Here is an 18,439-nt window from a genome sequence, read left to right as displayed (position 1 = left end):
ATGTCTGACCTGTTGCGCGCCCCCGCCGAGATCAAGTACGCCGAGGAGCTGGACTGGCTGGAGTCGGTCGACGACGGTCCCAAGCCGTTCTCCTGGCGCCTTTCCCCCAAGATGGTCCGTCTGTTCATCCTGGGGTCCGAGCGTTCCGACGGTCTCGACCGGGAGATCCCGCAGAAGTGGTTCGGCGACCGCAGCCTGGTCGAGCGCGCCGTCGTCACACTGGCGTCCGACCGCGGTCTGCTGCTGATCGGTGATCCGGGGACGGGGAAGAGCTGGCTCGCCGAGCTGCTGTCCGCCGCGATATGCCGCAGCTCGACCCTGGTGGTGCAGGGCACGGCCGGCACCACCGAGGACCACATCAAGTATTCGTGGAACGTGTCGATGGTGATCGCCAAGGGCCAGTCGCGCGAGTCGATGATCCCCTCGCCGATCATGACGGCGATGGAGACCGGTGCGATCGGCCGGTTCGAGGAGCTCACCCGCTCCACGAGCGACGTCCAGGACGCCCTGATCTCGATCCTGTCGGAGAAGTACATCTCGGTCCCCGAGCTGGACAGCGACAGCATCGTCTTCGCCAAGCCCGGATTCTCCGTCATCGCCACCGCCAACAGCCGTGACCGGGGCGTCAACGACCTGTCCTCGGCGCTCAAGCGCCGGTTCAACTTCGTCCGTATCCCGGTGGTGACGAACAGGAAGAGCGAGGCGGAGATCGTCCGCTTCCGTACGGAGGAACTGCTGCGCCGTCACCAGATCGAACTGGACGTGCCGCCCACTCTGCTGGACGTACTGCTCCAGAGCTTCGCCGATCTGCGCGCCTCCGCGGCCGCCGCGGGCAGCGACGACGAGAAGCTGGAGTCGGCGCTGTCGAGCGCCGAGCAGATCGGCGTACTGGAGGACGCGATCCTGCACAGCAACTTCTTCGGCGAGCGCGAGCTGACGGCCCGAGCCCTCGCCTCCTCGCTCGTGGGATCGCTGGCCCGGCGCGAGCCCGAGGACCTGGCCATCCTCAACAAGTACCTGCACGGTGTCGTGGAGCCGCGCAGCAAGGAAAAGGGCGGGTCCTGGCCGGAGTTCCTGGAGGGCGGCCGGGACGCGATCGCGACCCTCTCATGAGCGCGGTGCGGGAGGGGGCGGCCTTCGAGGCACTGCGCACGCAGTTGCGGGAGGCGGCCACATCACTGGCAGACGGGCCTGAGGCGCTGGAGGGCATCCTCCTGGGCATCGTGGACGACGTCGACCGCGCGGTGCGCGAACCGCTGGAGATCTTCCCCGTCTGCCACCACTCACCGGCCTCGGCGATCGCCATGGCCCGGCGGCTGCGGGAGAAGCGGCCGAAGGTCGTGTATCTGGAGCTGTGCGAGGACATGGCTCCGCTCCTGTCCGAGCTGCGCAACTGCCGTCTCCCGGTGGCGGTCCAGGCGTTCGCGAGCGAGGTCGACGGCTTCCCCGCCGGCTGGGCGCCGCTGTCGGTCGTCGCACCGATCACCGAGGCGTCGGCCGAGTATCAGGCGATCGCCTACGCGCTGGACACCCCCGGCGTGGAACTGGTCCTGGTCGACCGGTCCTCGGACCATGTGTTCCAGTGGCAGGCGACCGGGACCGAGTCGGCGGAATCCGAAGATCCGCCGGGCCCGGGGGCCGAGGAGGAGGCGGGGCTGCACGGCGACGCGGTCGGCGTGGAGATCGGCGACCTTCGACCGCGCTTCGCCGAGTTGGAGGAGCATCTGCTGCGCCACGGCCGGGTGCGGCACTGGTCGGAGTGGTGGCATCAGTACGTCGAGCTGCCGCTCGGCGACAGCGATCACGACACCTACCGGCAGGTCATGCTGCTGATCGGCAGTCTCTTCCGGCGGCTGGCACCCGGCAAGGAGGACCGGGTCCGGGTGGACGAGGACCGCGAGCGCTACATGTGGACCAGGATGCGCGAGCATCTCGCCGCGTCCGGCACCGATCCCGGGGACTGTCTCTATGTCTGCGGCGCGTTCCACGCGGCCAGCAGGGTCGCGGAGTTCGGGGTCGACGGCGCCGACACCTTCGAGATCAGCCCGCCGAGTGCGAGCGTGTGGCAGCACGGCCTGATCCCCTCCAGCCATGCCGCCATCGAGGCCCAGTTCGGTCTCGCGGCCGGCTCGGTGTCCATCGCGGCGACCCAGTGGGCGAAGAACCTCAAACGCACCCGGGTCCAGCCGTTCCGGCTCGTGGGACAGGCGGGTGCGAAGAAGGCTGCGGCGAAACCCGCGAAGACCGAGGTCCCGGCCGTCCCCGGGATCGCGGACGCCCTCTCGGACAAGCTGTCCGGTTTCCTGCGGCGCGCGCCGGTCCTCGATCCGCTGGACGAGGCCGAACTGCTCGGCTGGTCCGTGGAGATCGTCCGCGCGGCGCGCCGCAACGGCTATCTCGCCTCCACCGCAGACGCTGTCGCCGTGTTCGAGACGTCGATCCTGCTGGCCGGTATGCGCGACCGGGCCAGGCCGACGCCGTACGACTTCCAGGACGCGGCGATCACCTGCATCGAGAAGGACAAGGTGCCGGGCCGGCGCGACGTGCGTCGCATCGTCGAGATCATGATGGGCGGCGACCGGATCGGACAGGTCGGGTACGACGCCCTGCCGCCGCTGGCGCGTGATGTCCACGACCGGCTCGCGCCGCTGAACCTCAAGCTCCAACAGCGCGGTGTGCAGCGGGCGTTGCTGGACATGGCGGCGAATCCGGAGCTGGGGCGGTGCTCCGACGTGCTGTGGATGCTGCGCCATCTGCTGCCGTGGGGCGCCGCGCGGGCGATCATGGGCGAACGACGGCTCGGCGAGCAGCCCATCCAGGAGTCGTGGGACCTGGCGCTGGGCACGCATCAGCGGGCGTTGATCGAGCTCGGTTACGAGGGCGTCAGCATCGAGCAGGTCCTGGAGCAGCGTCTGCGGCGCCGGGCGTACGACCCGCAGGCGACCGCGGCGGCGGTCCTGGAGGCGGTGGAGGACGCGACACTGTATCTGCGCAGCCGCCGCCTCGCCGACGAACTGGGCACGCGCGCCCTGGAGGTGCTGGCGACCGAGCGCGGTGTCGACGGGGCGCCGGAGGTGCTGCGCCGGGTGCGCCGGCTGCTGGCGTACTACCGGACCAGTGAGCCGGTGCTGCCGCCATGGATCGAGTCCTTCGTCAAGACGGGTTACGCGCACTACTGCACCCTGTTGCCGACGGCGTTCACCGACGAGGACGCGACGGTCCGGCAGGTGGCCGCGACCCTGGGGTTCCTGTTCGGCATGGAGAGTCTGGCGCTGTCGCTCGGCTGCGACCGGACACAGCTGGAGCTCGCGTTCGCGCAGTCGCATCCGCGGGAGCCGGCCAAGCTGGCGCTGCTGTGGGCGGCTCAGGTGCAGCTCGGTCAGCTGTCCCGGGCGCGGTTGCGTTCGCGGTGCGACGAACTGCTCGGCAACCCTCTGGTGGTGCCCGCCTACCCGCGCTATCTCAGCGGGTTCCTGCACGCGCTGGAGCCCGTCCCACAGCTGGCGGACTTCGTCGTGGAGGCGGTGTCCAACGCCTTCGCACGGCTGCCGGATCCGGTGCTGCTGCCGTGGCTGCCGACCCTGATCGGCACGTTGCGGTCCGACGGCGCCGATCTGGCACCGCTGCTGATCCGGGAGGCGGGACGCGTCTTCCCCGGCCGGCTCGCGGCGCTGGACGCATGGGTGCCGCCCTGGCGGGAGTCACCGGACGCGGGAGCCGCGCCACGGTCGGCCCGCGCCGACGGCAAAGGCGCCGGTACGGGCGCGGGTGCCGCGCTGCTCGCCGCGTACCCGCGGACGTGCGACGCGGTCGCGGATCTGCTGGGTTACGAGGGCACGTGGGAGAGGGCCGTTCCGGTCCCCTCGGGCGCGGTGCTCACCGCCCGCCACCCGGACACGGCGGTGGCCCTGGAGGTGCTGCTGGCGGGACCGTGACCACCGGCCGATCGGCCGCCCGCAGGACGCTGCCGGGCCCTGCCGATATTTCCGGTGGCCCCGGTCACAAGGATCATGAGATGTTCTCCCGTCGTCGAGCGTTCAGCGAACGGCGACGGTAGGACCTCAATCAGACTTCAGGTCAAGCCCGGCCCCCGAGCGTGCGCGCGAAGGCGTCGAGCGCCCGGAAGTCCGGGTCCAGCAGGCCGAGCCGCGGGTCGATCCGAAGCAGCAGCGCGGATCCCTCGTGGTGCGCGGCGACGTAGGCCCGGTCGGCGTCGCCCAGTTCGTCGTCGACCCAGGCGAAGGGCCTTCCCGCGGCGTACGTCACGAGGTCCCGTGTCTTCCAGAACGTCTCGTCGGGTCCCGCCGCGTGCATCACCGGCCAGTCCACCGCGGGGAGTTCGGGCAGTCCGAGAACGGGCCCGATGAACACGTTCGCCTCACTCCCCCACGTGGTGGCCCACACCAGGTCGTACAGTCCGGCGAGCTCCCGGAGCCGGCGCCCGTGGTCGGGGTTGAGCCAGACCCGCAGGGGCCGCACCGACGCCCGTGGCATGCCCGGGTGCTGGGCGATCCAGCCCTCGGGCTTCATCCGGTGCGTCCTGTAGCCGAACGGGCGCCGATGGGGCTTGGCAGCGTACGGGTTCAACGGGCCGTCCACATCGAGATAGAGAAGGGGGCGGCTCATCAGGGGTCCTCTCGTGGCGCTCGGAGTGCGGCGAGAGTAGCCCCGATCGGTGCCGCGATCCTGGGCATTCTCCCGGCGCCGCCAGGTGTCGCGACCGGCTCACGAGGGCTGACCGGCGCCGCCGCCCTCCGTCCGGCCGGTCACCGGGTCCGGCCGGTCCGAGCCGCGGAACGTCACGGCGGCGCAGACCAGCGCCGGTACGGCCACCAGGGCGAAGCAGAGGGACAGCGGCAGCCTGCCCAGCAGTACCCCCACCAAGGCCGCACCGCCCGAACTCCCGGCGTTCACCGCTGTGTTGACCCAGGCGCCCGCCCGGGTCCGGGCGTCCGGGGCGGCGGCCTCGTCCGCGATCAAGTAGGCGGTGATCAGTGCCGGGGCGACGAACAGCCCCGCCACGGTCGCCGCCGCGCCCAGCGCGTACACGTTCGGCGCGAGCCCCGCAGCCGCCAGCGCGACCGCGAGCGCCGCGCAGATGACGGCGAGCCGCGGGCGGGCGGCCGACCGCCAGGAGAGGGCGCCGTTCGCCAGGCCGCCGGCAGCGCTGCCGGCGGAGAGCGCGGCCAGTACCCAGGCCACCGCTCCGGGCTGGTGCCGTTCCTCGGTGAAGGCGATCACCAGCAGTTCGAGCCCGCCCAGACAGAGCCCGACCCCGGCGGCGGCCAGCACCGGCTGCCCGAGACCGCGTTGCCGGGTGCGGTGGCCGAGACGGCGGCGCGCCCGCCAACGCCCAGTCGCTTTGGGCCGGGTCGCGGCCCGCTCCGGGAACGGGACGGGTGACAGTGCGAGCGCGACCGTCCCCACCAGTACGAGCGCGGCGGAGGCGGCGACCGCGGCCGCCGGCTCCACGTACGCCACCAGGACCCCGACGAGCAGGGGCCGACGACGAGGAGCAGTTCCTCGGCGACACCGTCGAGGCTGTACGCGCGCCGCAACATCCGCCGGTCCGGCAGCAGTTGACTCCACAGGGTCCGCATCGTGGGCCCGAGCGGCGGCGTACAGGCTCCGGCGCAGGCGGCCGGCACCCCCAACAGCACGCCCGGGACGGCGCCGGTGCCCACCGTCCCCGCCCCGCCGGAACCGCCCGGCCCTGCGGAGTCGCGGGTGACGAGGGCGAGCACGGTCAGCAGCGCGGCGTACAGCACGGCCATCGGCACGAGTCCCCCGCGCGGGCCGTACCGGTCGACCAGTGCGGCTCGCACGGGCGAGAGGGCCACACCGCTCGCACCGAACAGTGCGAGTGTGCCGCCGGCGACGGCGAAGGAGCCGGACGCGTCCTTCACCGCCAGCACGAGGGAGAGCGACACCATCGGGTAGGAGAGCCGGCCGAGCAGAGCGGCGGCGAAGGTGCTCAGGGCGTGCGGAGTCCGCAGGACAGCGGCGTACGAAGACATCGGAGCGGTTCCTCGGAGAGGGCGGCGCGATTCGGGCGCCGCGGCCGTACAGGGACGCCGAAAGACCGCGACGGAACGGCCGTCGCGGTCTGCACGAGGTCCTACGCACGGAAGAGGAACACGCGGTCAAGCTAGCAGGGCGGGGGAGTGACCGGGCCGGGGGTGGCGCGGCGCCTCACACGCTTCGCGCACCCCCGGCCCGCTCACCTCACGCGTTGGGGTCGAACGGGATACCGGCCGGCTTGGCCTTCACCAGGTGGCCGTTGAAGTTGCCGTCCTTGAGGCCGAAGACGGCGCTGCCGAAGTTGGCCTGGCTCAGCTTGTCGCGCAGACCGGCCGGGTAGCCGTTCCAGCCGACCAGCCTCGGGAACTGCCAGGTGCCGTGGTGGTTCTCCGGCGGGTCGTCGTTGCCGTTCGCCGCGCGGAAGGCGTGCGTGCCTATGCCGTCCTTGTGGTAGACGACCTTGGCGTGCGTCCCGTCGAACCGGATCTGGTCACGGGTGTGGATGTCGAAATTGCCGTGCGCGGAGGTGGAGACGTACTGCACCTGGTCGTTCTGCACCCAGATCACGACGTGTTCCCAGTCGTTGCGGTGCCCGCCGAGCCCGCTGCCGGCCACGGCCTGGTCCTTCTCGAAGTAGAGGCCGTACATGATGGCGCACCAGCCGTTGTTGCACTTGCTGCGCGAGTATCCGTTGGTGTTGTCGAGGTCCCAGGAGTCGCGGCACTGGCCGTTGACGGCACCGCTCGGGTTGAGGCCCGGGTTGATGGTGCCGTCGGGGCCGATGGCCGGAGTGGGGTAGCAGCCGTCCGTGTCGTAGTCGAACGCCGGCTGGAATGTCTGCTCCAGGCCGTCCGCGTTGGCGGGAAGGGCGCTGGGGGGATCGGCGAGCGCGCTGCCGGGAAACGCGATGACGAGCGCGAGGGCGCTACCAAGGGTGAGTGAGACATTCCGGATGCGCGAGGTTTTCTTCACTGCGTCCTCCTGATCGACCGCAACGTGGGGGCGTCGGTCATTTTGACATGCTCGGATCATCTTCTCGGCCGTTGTTGACATACCGAGCGTCAGGAGATGTCAGCGCGATGAAAGATCAACCAATAGCGGGGGTGAGCGACTTGAGGCGGAGCCGCACAGCGGGCCACGGTGTCCGGGGGGGGCTCCCGGGACGAGGCCGCCGGACAGGGTCCGGCTCTTCCGGTCACAACTCCACGAGTACGGCGCCCGTATGGCGTCCTTCGAGCAGTTCGCACAGCGCGCGGGGCGCCTGGTCGATGCCCGACAGCCGCGCGTGCGGGAAGACGACCGTGCCCTCGCGCAGGCCACGCCCGAACTCCCGCATACCTTCGGGGATCGCGTCCAGATGGTCACTGGCCGATGTGCCCCGCAGGGTGATCCCCCGCACGATGAGCGACCCGGTGTCGATCCCGGCGGGCGCCGTGAACCCGCCGGCCAACTGGCCTGACAGCGCGCCGACCAGGGCCACGCGCGCACCGCGCCTGGCCACCGCCAGCGCTGCCACGAGCTGCTCGCCGCCGACATTGTCGAAAACCACGTCGAGGCCGTCCGGAGCCGCCTCGCGCAACTGCTCCTCGATCGGGCCCGCTCCCCGGATGACGACGGCGTCGTACCCCAACTCCCGCACCAGATAGTCACCCTTGAGCCGGGAGCCCGTGCTGCCGATCACCCGTCCGGCCCCGCGCAGTCGTGCGAACTGACCGGCCATCGTCCCGACACCGCCCGCCGCGCCGGTCACGAACACCGTGTCCCCGGGCCGTACCTCACCACCTCGTACGACGCCGATCCACGCGGTCACCGCCTGGGAGAGGTACGCGGCCTCATCGGGGAGCACGGACGGGTCGACGCGCTCGGCGTCCGCCACATCCACGACCGCGTACTCACGCCAGCCCAGGCCGTGGGTCACGACGGCGCCCGGCTCCAGCTCCCCGCCCGGCGCCGCCACGACCTCCCCGACGGCGGGCGCCCACAACGGCTCACCCAGCGCGGCCACCGGGATGGGCAGGTCGGAACCGCCCTGCATCACCGTACGCATCACGGCGGCCACGCTCATCAGCCGGTTGCGCACCAGCACCTGACCCGCCTTCGCCTCCGGGACCGGTACCCGCACCACCTCGAAGTGATCGGTGCTGAGCAGACCGTCCGGCCGGGCACGCAGCCACACTTCACCGTGGGTGGCAGGGACAGCGGCGGCGGTCATCGCGACTCCTGGGGACGGGGACGGCGTGTCGTGACGACGTTAGAACGCCTCGCCCGTGTCACGTACAAGTCCCCGGCGAAACTGGCGCGTTCACCGCCCCTCACATCCCCTGAAGAACCCCTTCGGGTGACGGCTCGAACTCCCAACTCCCCGCGAGGCGGAGGAGAGCGGCGAGGGGAACGGCCTCAGGACTTGAGAGCCTCCGCGACCGACTGGGCCAGCGGGGTCGTGGGCCGGCCCGAGAGACGGGAGAGATCGCCCGGCGTACCGGCGAGGAGACCGCGTTCGATGGCCTTGTCCACACCCAGGAGGATCGCCGCCATCGGCTCGGGCACTCCGGCTCCCGTGAGGATTTCCAGCAGCGTCTCGCCGGGGACGTTGCTGTAGACGATCGTGCGGCCGGTCTGTCGCGAAAGCTCCGCCGCGTACTCGGCGAAGGACCACGCCGTGTCGCCGCTGAGTTCGTACGTCTTGCCGAGATGACCCTCGCCGGTCAGTACGGCGGCTGCCGCCGCCGCGTAGTCGGCCCGGGCCGCGCTGGCGACACGCCCCTCGCCCGCCGCGGCGACCACGGCGCCGTGCTCCAGCACGGGGGCCAGGTTCTCGGTGTAGTTCTCGGTGTACCAGCCGTTGCGCAGGAAGGTGTGGGGCAGCCCGGAGTCCAGGATCAGCCGCTCGGTGGCCTTGTGGTCGGCGGCCAGTTCGAAATCGGCTTCGGGGCCGCGCAGTACGCCGGTGTACGCGAGTTGGGCCACGCCCGCCGCCCGCGCGGCATCGATGACCGCCGCGTGCTGCGGTACGCGGCGGCCGGCCTCGTTCCCCGAGATGAACAGGACACGGTCGCCGGCCCGGAAGGCGTCCGTCAGTGTCGCGGGAGTGTCGTAGTCGGCGATCCGCACCTCGACACCGAGCGCCGCCAGGGACGCGGCCTTCCCGCTGTCCCGCGCGACGGCGGCGATCCCACCGGCGGGCACACCTGCGGTCAGGAGGGATTCGATGACGAGACGGCCGAGGTGTCCGGTCGATCCGGTGACGACGATACTCATGAGGTGGCTACCCATTTCATATGATTGGTCCTGTTTGGCGGTGCTACGTAACGCGCCCGGCCAACGATATGTATCGCACTAACTCAGAGGAAGTACCCACCTTGAAGTAAGGTACCGGAATGGACGAAAGCCTCTCCTCCCCCAATGTCAACCGGCGGATGTGCCCCTCCCGGCTCGTACTGGAACATGTGACGAGCCGCTGGGGCGTGCTGGTGCTGGCGGCTCTGCTGGAGCGCTCGTACCGTTTCAGCGAACTGCGCCGCGAGATCGACGGGGTCAGCGAGAAGATGCTCGCCCAGACCCTTCAGACCCTTGAACGCGACGGCTTCGTCCACCGCGACGCCAAGCCCGTGATCCCGCCGCGCGTGGACTACTCACTGACCGACCTGGGCCGCGAGGCGGCCGAGCAGGTGTGGCAGCTGGCGCGCTGGACGGAGCGGCGGCTGGACGCGGTGTTCACGGCCCGCGAGACGTACGACGAGGCACGCGGCTCCGCACCGCGGGCCGGGACCCGAGCCGGAGCGCAGGCGACCCACTAGGGCGCGTTCCGAAAGCCGGTCCGTCGCATCGGTACCGCGACTCACCTTCCGCCCAGGCGCGTTGCGACCGCGCGCCCGCTTCGCGACCGTGAACGCGCCTGCCCGGCCGCGACGTTGCACGCGCTCCGCCATCCGGCCGGACGCCTCATCACCCCCTTCATCAATCCTTCACACCTTTTGATGAATCATCAGAAAGTTCTAGAGATTCGTACCGAACCTCTGGACAGTCCCCACCCGGCGCTCTAATGTCTCGGCCCACCGAGACATGTGTTTCGTCGCGGTAACACCGCAGCCGATCGGCGCTCCCTCGAACGCCCTTGACCCCACGAGTCTTTCCACGTCTCTCCCCCCATGGCCGGGCCACCGCCCGTCACGAGGCGCCGCGCGACCGCCGTCACGGTGGTCGTCGCTCACGCACCGTGCAGCAACCCCCGTCGGACGACGGGGAAACCGGCCGGGTCACCGACTCTGCCGTGACCGCAGCGGAAGGGAAGCGACATGAAGATCCGTACGTTCATCGCCACGGCCTCACTGGTGGCATCCGGGAGCCTGGTGGCCTTCTCCGGCTCCGCCCAGGCCGCTCTCTACACCACCTGTGTCGGTGACGGCGGAGCCGTGACCGTCAGCAACGACCTGGTCGTACCTGCCGGGAAGTCCTGCACCCTCAGCGGCACAAGAGTCAAGGGCACGGTGACGGTCGAGGCCGGCGCCGACCTCGTGGCGGCGGGAGCCACCTTCAACAGCGCGGTCACCGTCGAGGAGGACGGCTACCTCGACCTCACCGACACCACCGTCAAGGGCACGCTCACCACCGAGTCCGCGTTCGGCGCGCACCTGGAGAAGAGCACCCTCAAGGCCGTCGACGCCACCGAGGGATTCCTCTACACGGTCGACTCGACCGTCGGCGGGAACATCAGCAGCGAGGCCGGCGAACTGTACGTCTCCGGCAGCACCCTCAACGGCTCGGTGACCGGCGACGGCAACCAGTACACCGACGTGTACGACTCCACCGTCAAGGGCGCGCTCACCGTCAACGGCAACACCCTCGGCGGCGTGTTCTGCGCCAGTGAGGTGTACGGCGCCGCCAAGTACGCCGCCAACGCCGACATCCTCCAGATCGGCGGCGAGGGCCTGCTCGGAAGCTGCACGGGCGCCTCCTACTTCGGCGGCAACGTCGAGATCACCGACAACACCGCCGAAGCCGTGCTCGACAACGCGATCGTGCGCGGCGCCCTCACCGCCACCGGCAACAACCCCGTCCTGGTCGTGGGCGATTCGGCGCGCATCCGCGGCAAGGTCACCGGAGAGACCGCCGAAGCCGGCGCGTCGTCCTCCCGCTCGGCCAAGAAGGCCGCGCCGCAGGACCGTGGTGCCGACCTCGCCGAGAAGGCCGCCGAGCGTGCCGCCGCGGCACGGGCCGACGCCAACGAAGCGGGCAAGTCCAGCCTCTGACACCGACGCCGGGCCGCATCCGCGGCGGAACACCCGGCCGGCGCCTCTCACGTCGTACACCGAGGGACACACCCAGGCGCGATTCCCACCGCACACCCGCACGCACCACCAGAAACACCACCCAACGCACCACCAACGGCACTCGTAGCGACGACGCACCAGGCAGGACACGGCGACCGCCCCGTCGCCGTTCCTCCTCCCCACTGCTCGGCGCCCTTCCCCTTCCCGCCGGAGAACCGGCCGGAACAGCGCCGACGCAGTCGCCACGCCGCCCCTCCGCCGTCGCGGCGCGCGCACCGCAGAGCAGCAGGCTCCGGTCGCGCGCGCCCCGGTCCCACCCTCTTCTCCTCCATTCCCAGGAGTGACCGTGAGCCATATTCACAAGTCCTTCGACCGCAGGGACTTCCTGCGCGCCACCGCCGGCACGACCGTCGCCCTGGCCGCCGCCTCCGTCACAGGAGCCACCGCGGCCTCCGCCGCCCCGGCGCGGACCAATCTGTCCATCCCCAAGGACCGGATCGGCATCCAGCTCTACAGCATCCGCGACAAGGTCACCTCGCTCGGCTTCGCCGTCGTCCTCGCCGAGCTGGCGCGGATCGGCTACCAGGAGATCGAGTTCGCCGGATACACCCAGAACACCTCCATCCTGGGCCGGCAGATCACCCTCCCGGAGATCCGCACACTCCTCGACGACAACGGGCTGCGCGCGGTGGGCAGTCACGTCGGCATCGGCAACCTGCGCTCGAACCTCCAGGGCGAGCTCGACGCCGCCGAGATCCTCGGCATGCCGCACGTGGGCACGGCCAACGCGCCGTCGAACCTCAACACCGTCGCGGGCTACCGCGCCGCCGCCGACGAGTTCAACGTCTGGGGCGCCGCGGCCACCGCGCGCGGTCTGAAGCTCTACCAGCACAACCACGCGGGCGAGTTCGCGTTCGCGACGGACCAGCCGTCGGTGCGGCTGTACGACGTGTTCCTCAAGAACACCGACCCGCGCCACGTCTATCTGGAGCTGGACATCTACTGGGCGTACGTGGGCCAGTACCGCTGGCCCGGATTCGACCCGGCGGCGTACGTGCGCAACCAGCCGTACCGCTACCCGCTGTTCCACATGAAGGACGGCGACGCCAACCCGGCCAACGCCAACGGCTTCGACATCGTCGAGTTCGGTGCCGGCGACCTCCCGTACGAGAAGTTCGTCCGCGACATCGGGCCGCGCGCCTCGCACGTGGGCATCTGGGAGCAGGACACCGCGCCCAACACCCTGCCCAATCCGCCGGGTTCGCTCGGCGCGGCGGAGCGCAGCTTCACCGCGCTCAAGGGACTCCTCGCCTGAGCGGAGCCTCCCCCGGCGAACAGGCCGGGCGCCTCTCCCGCGCGGAGGCGCCTGGCCTGTTCCGTCCACTCCCTGTCCCCGCACTCCTTACCGCCAGCGAACGAGGAGACGCATCACCGTGCACCGCACCCTGAGACGCCTGATGACAGGGGTCCTGCTCGTGGCACTGCCCGCGCTGGGCGGTGTGGCCGTCGCGCCCGCCGCCCAGGCGCACCCGGGCCACGAACACGCCCTGGACTGGTCGAACTACGAGAAAGTCACCCTGACGAAGGACACCGGCGAGCCGATCGACCTCGCCGTGCTGCCCGACAACCGGGTCCTGCACACCGCCCGCAACGGCGACGTACGGCTCACCGACCCCGGCACCGGTGTCACGAAGGTCGTCAACCATGTCGACGTGTACCAGAACTCCGAGATGGGGTTGCAGACGGTCACGCTCGACCCGGACTTCGCCACCAACAAGTGGGTCTATCTCTACTACTCGCCGCCGCTGAACACCCCGCCCGGCTCCGCGCCGCAGACGCTGCCCGCCGGGCAGACCGACGCGTACTGGAAGCAGTGGGAAGGGTACGACACCCTGACCCGCTTCAAGTGGACCGGCGACAAGCTCGATCTCTCCACCGCGCAGGAGATCATCCGGGTCGACGCCAACCGCGGTCAGTGCTGCCATGTCGCGGGTGACGTCGACTTCGACAGCAAGGGGAACCTCTACCTCGCGACCGGTGGCAACACGCCGGCGTCGGGCCCGAACGTCAACGGGTACACGCCGATCAACGACGCGGCGGGCTACAACCCCGGGCTCGACGAGCGCCGAGGCGCGGGCAACACCAACGACCTGCGGGGCAAGATCCTGCGCATCGACGTCCAGGAGGACGGCGGTTACACCATCCCGGAGGGGAATCTCTTCGAGCCGGGCACGGCCAAGACCCGCCCCGAGATCTTCGTGATGGGTCTGCGCAACCCCTTCCGGCTGGCGGTGGACCGGAAGACCGACGCCGTGATGTGGGGCGACTACGGCCCCGACGCCGGTACGGCGGACCCGAACCGCGGTCCGATGGGATACGTCGAGTGGCAGTCCACGACCAAGCCGCTGAACAGCGGCTGGCCGTTCTGCACCGGTGACAACACCAAGCCCTACCGGGACTTCGACTTCGCGACCCTCACACCCGGCCCGGCCTTCGACTGCGCGGCGCCGGTGAACGACTCGCGCTGGAACACCGGTCTGACCGAGCTGCCCGCGTCCGCGCCGGCCACGCTCTGGTACGGCGACAGGGACACCGACCAGCCGTGGCCCGAGCTGACGGCCTTCCGCGGTCCCGGCGGTCCGGGCGGCCAGGCCCCGATGGGCGGTCCGGTCTACCACTACGACGCGGACAACCCCTCGCCCGGCAAGTTCCCGGAGTACTGGGACGGCAAGGCGTTCATGGCGGAGTTCTCCCAGGACTACGTCGCCGCGCTGACGCTCGACGGTCCCGACGGCCCGGTGAGCAAGCTGGAGAACCTGCTGCCCAACAGCGAGCGCGCGCAGAACGGCATCCCGCAGTGGGACAACCCGATGGACCTGGAGTTCGGCCCGGACGGCGCGCTCTACGTCCTCGACTACGGCGACGGCTTCTTCCGGCAGAATCCCGACGCGGGTCTCTACCGGATCGACTACGCCGAGGGCAACAAGGCTCCCACCGCGGTGATCAAGGCCGACAAGACGTCCGGCCAGGCCCCGTTGGAGGTCTCCTTCAGCGCCACCGGGTCCAGCGACCCGGAGAACGGCGAGCTCACCTACCAGTGGGACCTCGACGGCGACGGCACGTTCGACGCCACCGGACCCGCGGTCAGCCGTACGTATGCCGAGAACGGGCAGTTCCAGGCCCGGCTCAAGGTCACCGACCCACAGGGCAAGTCCGGACTGACGAGCCGTCAGATCACGGTGGGCAACACGGCGCCGACGATACGGATCACCTCGCCGCCGGACGGCGGGTTCTTCAACTGGGGCGACGCCGTGCCGTACGGCATCGCCGTCGAGGACCCGGAGGACGGCACCACACCGGACTGCGCCAAGGCCGCCTGGACCTTCGGTCTGGGACACAACCAGCACGGGCACCCGGTCAACAGCGGCACCGGCTGCACGGGCGGCGTGCTGACCCCGGCCGACGCGGGACACGGTGACACCGAGAACGTCTTCGGCGTCCTCGGCATCACCTACACCGACAAGGGCGCGGGAGGCGTGCCGGCGGCGACCGGAGACGCCCAGGTGGTGCTCAACCCGGCGCTGACGCAGGGCGAGCACTACGACTCGGCGGAGGGTGTCACGATCACCGACGACACCACGGCGTCCGGCCAGCGCAAGCTGACCTCGTTCGACGCGGCCGACTGGATCGCGTACGACCCGGTGTCGTTCGCCGGGATCAACGGGGTCAAGACCCGTGCGAGCGGCGCCGGTACGCTGGCGCTGCGCTGGGGCTCGGCGGACGCGGAGCCGTTCGCGACGGTGCCGGTACCGGCCGGAGAAGGCTGGCAGACCGTCACCACCGCACTGGGCAACGCGCCTTCGGGGACGGGCGAGGTCTTCGTCACCAGCTCCGGCGGTGTCGAGCTGGACTCACTGACCTTCCAGGGCGCCGGCGTCGCGGACAAGACGGCGCCCAAGGTCACCGCGACGCTCAACCCGCCCCGGCCGAACGGTGACGACGGCTGGTACACCGGCAACGTGTCGCTGTCGGTCGCCGCGACGGACAACGGAACGGTCGCCAGTCGTCAGTACTCGGTCGACGACGGGGCGACGTGGCAGTCGGCCAACGCGGCCGTCACCCTGTCCAAGGAGGGTGCCACCACCGTCCGTTACCGGGCGACCGACAACGGCGGCAACGTCTCCGAGGTGGGCTCACTCACCGTACGGATCGACCGCACCGGTCCCACGGTGACGGCCACCGGTCTCGACGCCGACGGCGTCTACGGGGACTCCGAGCGGCCGACACCGGTCTTCTCGGGCGCGGACGCGGTCTCCGGAATCGCCACCACGACGGCCACGGTCGACGGCAAGGCCGTCAGTTCCGGTCAGGCGCTGGAGCTGTGGCGGCTGCCGCTGGGGAACCACGACCTCACGGTCAGGGCCCGCGACAAGGCCGGCAACACGACCACGAGGACGGTGGCCTTCACCACCCGTACCTCCTACGCCGACATCCGCGCGCTGATCACGAAGCTGCGGGCCGACGGCCTGGTCACGGCGCAGGGACAGCAGCGGCTGACCGTACGGCTCGGCCAGGCCGAGGCGCACACCGACGCGGGCCGCACCAGTCAGGCCGCGGCCGTGCTGGAGTCGTTCGCCGGCTACACCGCCGATGCCGCTCTGGTGCCGGACAGTGCGGCGGGTGCGGCCCTGGCACGGGACGCGCGGGCGCTGAAGGGAGGCGCCACCGGCTGACGCCGGGATGTACGGGTCTGCCCCGCCCTCACCGGGCGGGGCAGTTCCGTGCCCGGACTGCGTGAGCACCTGGGGGGCGTCGGTGGAGCGGGTTCCGTCAAGAGGGCGGCAACTTTCGGTCTTCTGTGAAAAAGTTGCCCGGGGGCGTGTCTGGTACGTGACGCCGCACGTCCGCGGGGTGGTGCGGGCGACGTCAGGGCGCGCGATCGCGGGGCGGAAGCGGCGGCTTCGCGGCCGGGGCGGCGGACCGGCCGTACGCGGCCGGCCGAGAGCAGCGCACGGTCCCGCCGTCCGCGAGTACGAGCCTTGCCGGTGAGGTGCCGGCGCCCCCCGTACCGCCCCATGACGACTCCCGGCAGCCGCGCATAGGCGTCCAGAGGAAGTGAGCCCGTGAGCATCCAGTACCGCGTGTTGAGTCTGCTGCGGGACAACGGCCCGCTGTCCCGCGCCCAGCTCGCGGACCGGCTGGAGGTGCCCCGCCCGCGGCTGCTCGGCGAACTCGACCGTATGGTCGCGGCCGGGCGGGTCGTGGAGGCGGGCCCCGCCGCGTCGCGCGGCGGTCGGCGCTCCACCCTCGTACAGCTCGACCCCGGGGTGCGGTTCGCAGCGGTCGATCTGGGGGCCAGCTCCGTCGACATCGAGATCACCGACGGCGCGCTCGCACCGGTGGCGTCCTGCTCCGAGCCCGCCGACATCCGCTCCGGACCGGTCGCCGTGCTCGGCCGCGTCAGCGAACTCCTGCGCGAGATGGCCGGCCAGGGGCACTACACACGGCTCGACGCCATCGGCATCGGGCTGCCGGGACCGGTCTCGTTCCGGGAGGGCGTCCCGGTCTCGCCGCCGATCATGGTGGGCTGGAACCGCTTTCCCGTACGCGACACCCTCGCCCGCGAGCACGGCTGCCCGGTCGTGGTGGACAACGACGTCAACGTGATGTCTCTCGGCGAGCAGCACAGCGGGGTCGCGAAGACCGTCGACCATCTGCTCTTCGTGAAGATCGGGAGCGGTATCGGCTCCGGTATGCAGCACCACGGCCGGATCTACCGGGGCGCGGAGGGCTGCGCCGGGGACATCGGACATGTCCAGGTGGAGGCCGAGTCGGACGGCCCGGTCTGCTCCTGCGGGAACACCGGCTGTCTGGAGGCGTACTTCGGCGGGGTGGCGCTGGCCAGGGACGCCACGGCGGCCGCGGTGTCGGGCCAGTCACCCGCTCTCGCCGAACGGCTCGCCGGACGAGGGGTGTTGACCGCCCTGGATGTCGCGGAGTGCGCGGACGGCGGCGACAACACGAGCGTCAACCTCGTCCGGGCGGGCGGCCACCGGGTCGGGCAGGTGCTCGCCACTCTGGTCAGCTTCATGAATCCGTCGATGATCGTGATCGGCGGCGGTCTGACCGGGCTCGGCTATCCGCTGCTCGCCGAGATCCGCAGCGTCGTGTACAAACGCTCACTGCCCCTGGCCACGGGCAATCTGCCGATCGTCATGTCCGAACTGGGGCCGCGCGCGGGCGTCGTGGGCGCTGCGCTGCTGGCGAGCGAACTCGCGTACGGCGAGGAGTCCCCCACCGGAGCGGCCTGACCGGCCCGTTCGCCTGTCCGGGCGCCCTCCCGTCACCCGCGTCGCCCCCCTGGCGCATCCGAGTGGCCGCCCCCCGCGCCGTCGGTCACCATGACCGGAGCCGGACGGGGTACACGCACGGGTGAGCCCGATCGCGAGGGCCACCTCAGGAGGAGAGCCGACATGATCGATGCCGTGGACATCCGCGAGTGGCGCACTCGGGACGTCGTCGACTCCGACGGCCGCAAGATCGGTTCGCTGGAGGCGGTCTACGTCGACACCCGTACCGACGAGCCTTCCGTCGCGACGGTACTGATCGGCATGCCGACCCGGCACCGCCTCGTCTTCGTCCCGCTCACGGGGGCCGTCGTGGGGCCCGGCTATGTGCGGGTCAACTACGCGAAGTCGGTCGTGAAGGACGCGCCGTCCATGGGTACGGACGATGTGCTGCCCGCCGAGGACGAGAAGGCGGTCTTCTCCCACTACGACCTGCCCTACGAGCCGGGCCCCAGCGGCGAGCGCCAGCTCGCCCGCCGCTGACCGCCGAAAGGCCTCACCGCAATGATTGTCGTACTGCTCCTGATCATCCTGGCCCTCGTACTCGGCATGATCGGATTCGTCGGCGAGGGACTCTTCTTCCTGCTCTTCATCGGCGTCGCGGTTCTCTTCGGCGCCTTCGTCCATGCCGCCGTGCTCTGGCGCCGCACCGGCCGCCGCCCGGTGCGCTGACGCCGTCGAGCGGCCCCGCGCCGCCCAGCCCGGCAGTGGCGGGGACAGAACGAATCCGCTGGTCAGACCTAGCGTGAGAGGTACGGCAACGCCCGTTTCACGAGGAGGCGGTCCGCCAGGCGGCCGACG

General features: G+C 70.8%; 13 protein-coding genes and 1 pseudogene. 9 read left to right on the top strand and 5 right to left on the bottom strand.

The features are described from left to right. Window positions 1–1,113, top strand: a complete 1,113-nt coding sequence (locus IEY79_RS04075; protein WP_189105869.1) for an ATP-binding protein — start codon at window positions 1–3, stop codon at window positions 1,111–1,113. Further along, the gene (locus IEY79_RS04070; RefSeq protein ID WP_189105868.1) at window positions 1,110–3,935 is read left to right on the top strand and encodes a DUF5682 family protein; all 2,826 of its coding nucleotides are present in this window, start codon (window positions 1,110–1,112) and stop codon (window positions 3,933–3,935) included. The genes IEY79_RS04075 and IEY79_RS04070 overlap by 4 nt, the downstream gene beginning before the upstream one ends. Before the next feature lie 142 nt (window positions 3,936–4,077). On the opposite strand, the gene IEY79_RS04065 is transcribed toward IEY79_RS04070, so the two are convergent. The 5 genes and pseudogenes from IEY79_RS04065 to IEY79_RS04045 all read right to left on the bottom strand — a co-directional run bounded on the left by IEY79_RS04065 (window position 4,078) and on the right by IEY79_RS04045 (window position 9,279). Next, the gene (locus tag IEY79_RS04065) at window positions 4,078–4,626 is read right to left on the bottom strand and encodes an HAD domain-containing protein (protein ID WP_189105867.1); all 549 of its coding nucleotides are present in this window, start codon (window positions 4,624–4,626) and stop codon (window positions 4,078–4,080) included. A gap of 99 nt (window positions 4,627–4,725) precedes the next feature. After that, window positions 4,726–6,017 (bottom strand): annotated as a pseudogene (locus IEY79_RS38600) (MFS transporter). Window positions 6,018–6,225: 208 nt separating this feature from the next. Next, entirely contained in the window at window positions 6,226–6,993 is a 768-nt protein-coding gene (locus IEY79_RS04055; protein ID WP_189105866.1) for an NPP1 family protein, read from the bottom strand. Window positions 6,994–7,216: 223 nt separating this feature from the next. Continuing rightward, window positions 7,217–8,233: an MDR family NADP-dependent oxidoreductase gene (locus IEY79_RS04050; RefSeq protein ID WP_189105865.1), complete on the bottom strand. Its 1,017-nt coding sequence runs from the start codon at window positions 8,231–8,233 to the stop codon at window positions 7,217–7,219. 185 nt (window positions 8,234–8,418) lie between these two features. Further along, entirely contained in the window at window positions 8,419–9,279 is an 861-nt protein-coding gene (locus IEY79_RS04045) for an SDR family oxidoreductase (protein WP_189105864.1), read from the bottom strand. Window positions 9,280–9,398: 119 nt separating this feature from the next. Between IEY79_RS04045 and IEY79_RS04040 the strand changes: the two genes are divergently transcribed. The 7 genes from IEY79_RS04040 to IEY79_RS04010 all read left to right on the top strand — a co-directional run bounded on the left by IEY79_RS04040 (window position 9,399) and on the right by IEY79_RS04010 (window position 18,310). Continuing rightward, window positions 9,399–9,818: a winged helix-turn-helix transcriptional regulator gene (locus IEY79_RS04040; protein WP_189105863.1), complete on the top strand. Its 420-nt coding sequence runs from the start codon at window positions 9,399–9,401 to the stop codon at window positions 9,816–9,818. Between the two features lie 498 nt (window positions 9,819–10,316). Then, window positions 10,317–11,270 (top strand): hypothetical protein, encoded by a 954-nt coding sequence (locus IEY79_RS04035; RefSeq protein WP_189105862.1) that lies wholly within the window; start codon window positions 10,317–10,319, stop codon window positions 11,268–11,270. A gap of 367 nt (window positions 11,271–11,637) precedes the next feature. Further along, on the top strand, window positions 11,638–12,606 hold the full coding sequence (locus tag IEY79_RS04030) for a sugar phosphate isomerase/epimerase family protein (protein WP_189105861.1): 969 nt from the start codon (window positions 11,638–11,640) through the stop codon (window positions 12,604–12,606). Between the two features lie 118 nt (window positions 12,607–12,724). Next, the gene (locus IEY79_RS04025; protein ID WP_229700611.1) at window positions 12,725–16,024 is read left to right on the top strand and encodes a PQQ-dependent sugar dehydrogenase; all 3,300 of its coding nucleotides are present in this window, start codon (window positions 12,725–12,727) and stop codon (window positions 16,022–16,024) included. Between the two features lie 390 nt (window positions 16,025–16,414). Then, window positions 16,415–17,602 (top strand): ROK family transcriptional regulator, encoded by a 1,188-nt coding sequence (locus IEY79_RS04020; RefSeq protein ID WP_189105860.1) that lies wholly within the window; start codon window positions 16,415–16,417, stop codon window positions 17,600–17,602. 162 nt (window positions 17,603–17,764) lie between these two features. After that, entirely contained in the window at window positions 17,765–18,121 is a 357-nt protein-coding gene (locus tag IEY79_RS04015) for a PRC-barrel domain-containing protein (RefSeq protein WP_189105859.1), read from the top strand. Between the two features lie 21 nt (window positions 18,122–18,142). Next, window positions 18,143–18,310: a hypothetical protein gene (locus tag IEY79_RS04010; RefSeq protein ID WP_189105858.1), complete on the top strand. Its 168-nt coding sequence runs from the start codon at window positions 18,143–18,145 to the stop codon at window positions 18,308–18,310. Window positions 18,311–18,439 lie beyond the last annotated feature (129 nt).

The organism is Streptomyces camponoticapitis, from assembly GCF_014646115.1.
Taxonomy (GTDB): Bacteria; Actinomycetota; Actinomycetes; order Streptomycetales; family Streptomycetaceae; genus Streptomyces; species Streptomyces camponoticapitis.
The sequence above is the reverse complement of the archived record's forward strand: the minus strand, read 5'-3'. Positions and strand labels throughout refer to the sequence as shown.

Coding starts and splice junctions, on each gene's coding strand:
- IEY79_RS04075 (WP_189105869.1), top strand. CDS start 1: ATGTCTGACCTGTTGCGCGCCCCCGCCGAGATCAAGTACGCCGAGGAG.
- IEY79_RS04070 (WP_189105868.1), top strand. CDS start 1,110: ATGAGCGCGGTGCGGGAGGGGGCGGCCTTCGAGGCACTGCGCACGCAG.
- IEY79_RS04065 (WP_189105867.1), bottom strand. CDS start 4,626: ATGAGCCGCCCCCTTCTCTATCTCGATGTGGACGGCCCGTTGAACCCG.
- IEY79_RS04050 (WP_189105865.1), bottom strand. CDS start 8,233: ATGACCGCCGCCGCTGTCCCTGCCACCCACGGTGAAGTGTGGCTGCGT.
- IEY79_RS04045 (WP_189105864.1), bottom strand. CDS start 9,279: ATGAGTATCGTCGTCACCGGATCGACCGGACACCTCGGCCGTCTCGTC.
- IEY79_RS04040 (WP_189105863.1), top strand. CDS start 9,399: ATGGACGAAAGCCTCTCCTCCCCCAATGTCAACCGGCGGATGTGCCCC.
- IEY79_RS04035 (WP_189105862.1), top strand. CDS start 10,317: ATGAAGATCCGTACGTTCATCGCCACGGCCTCACTGGTGGCATCCGGG.
- IEY79_RS04015 (WP_189105859.1), top strand. CDS start 17,765: ATGATCGATGCCGTGGACATCCGCGAGTGGCGCACTCGGGACGTCGTC.
- IEY79_RS04010 (WP_189105858.1), top strand. CDS start 18,143: ATGATTGTCGTACTGCTCCTGATCATCCTGGCCCTCGTACTCGGCATG.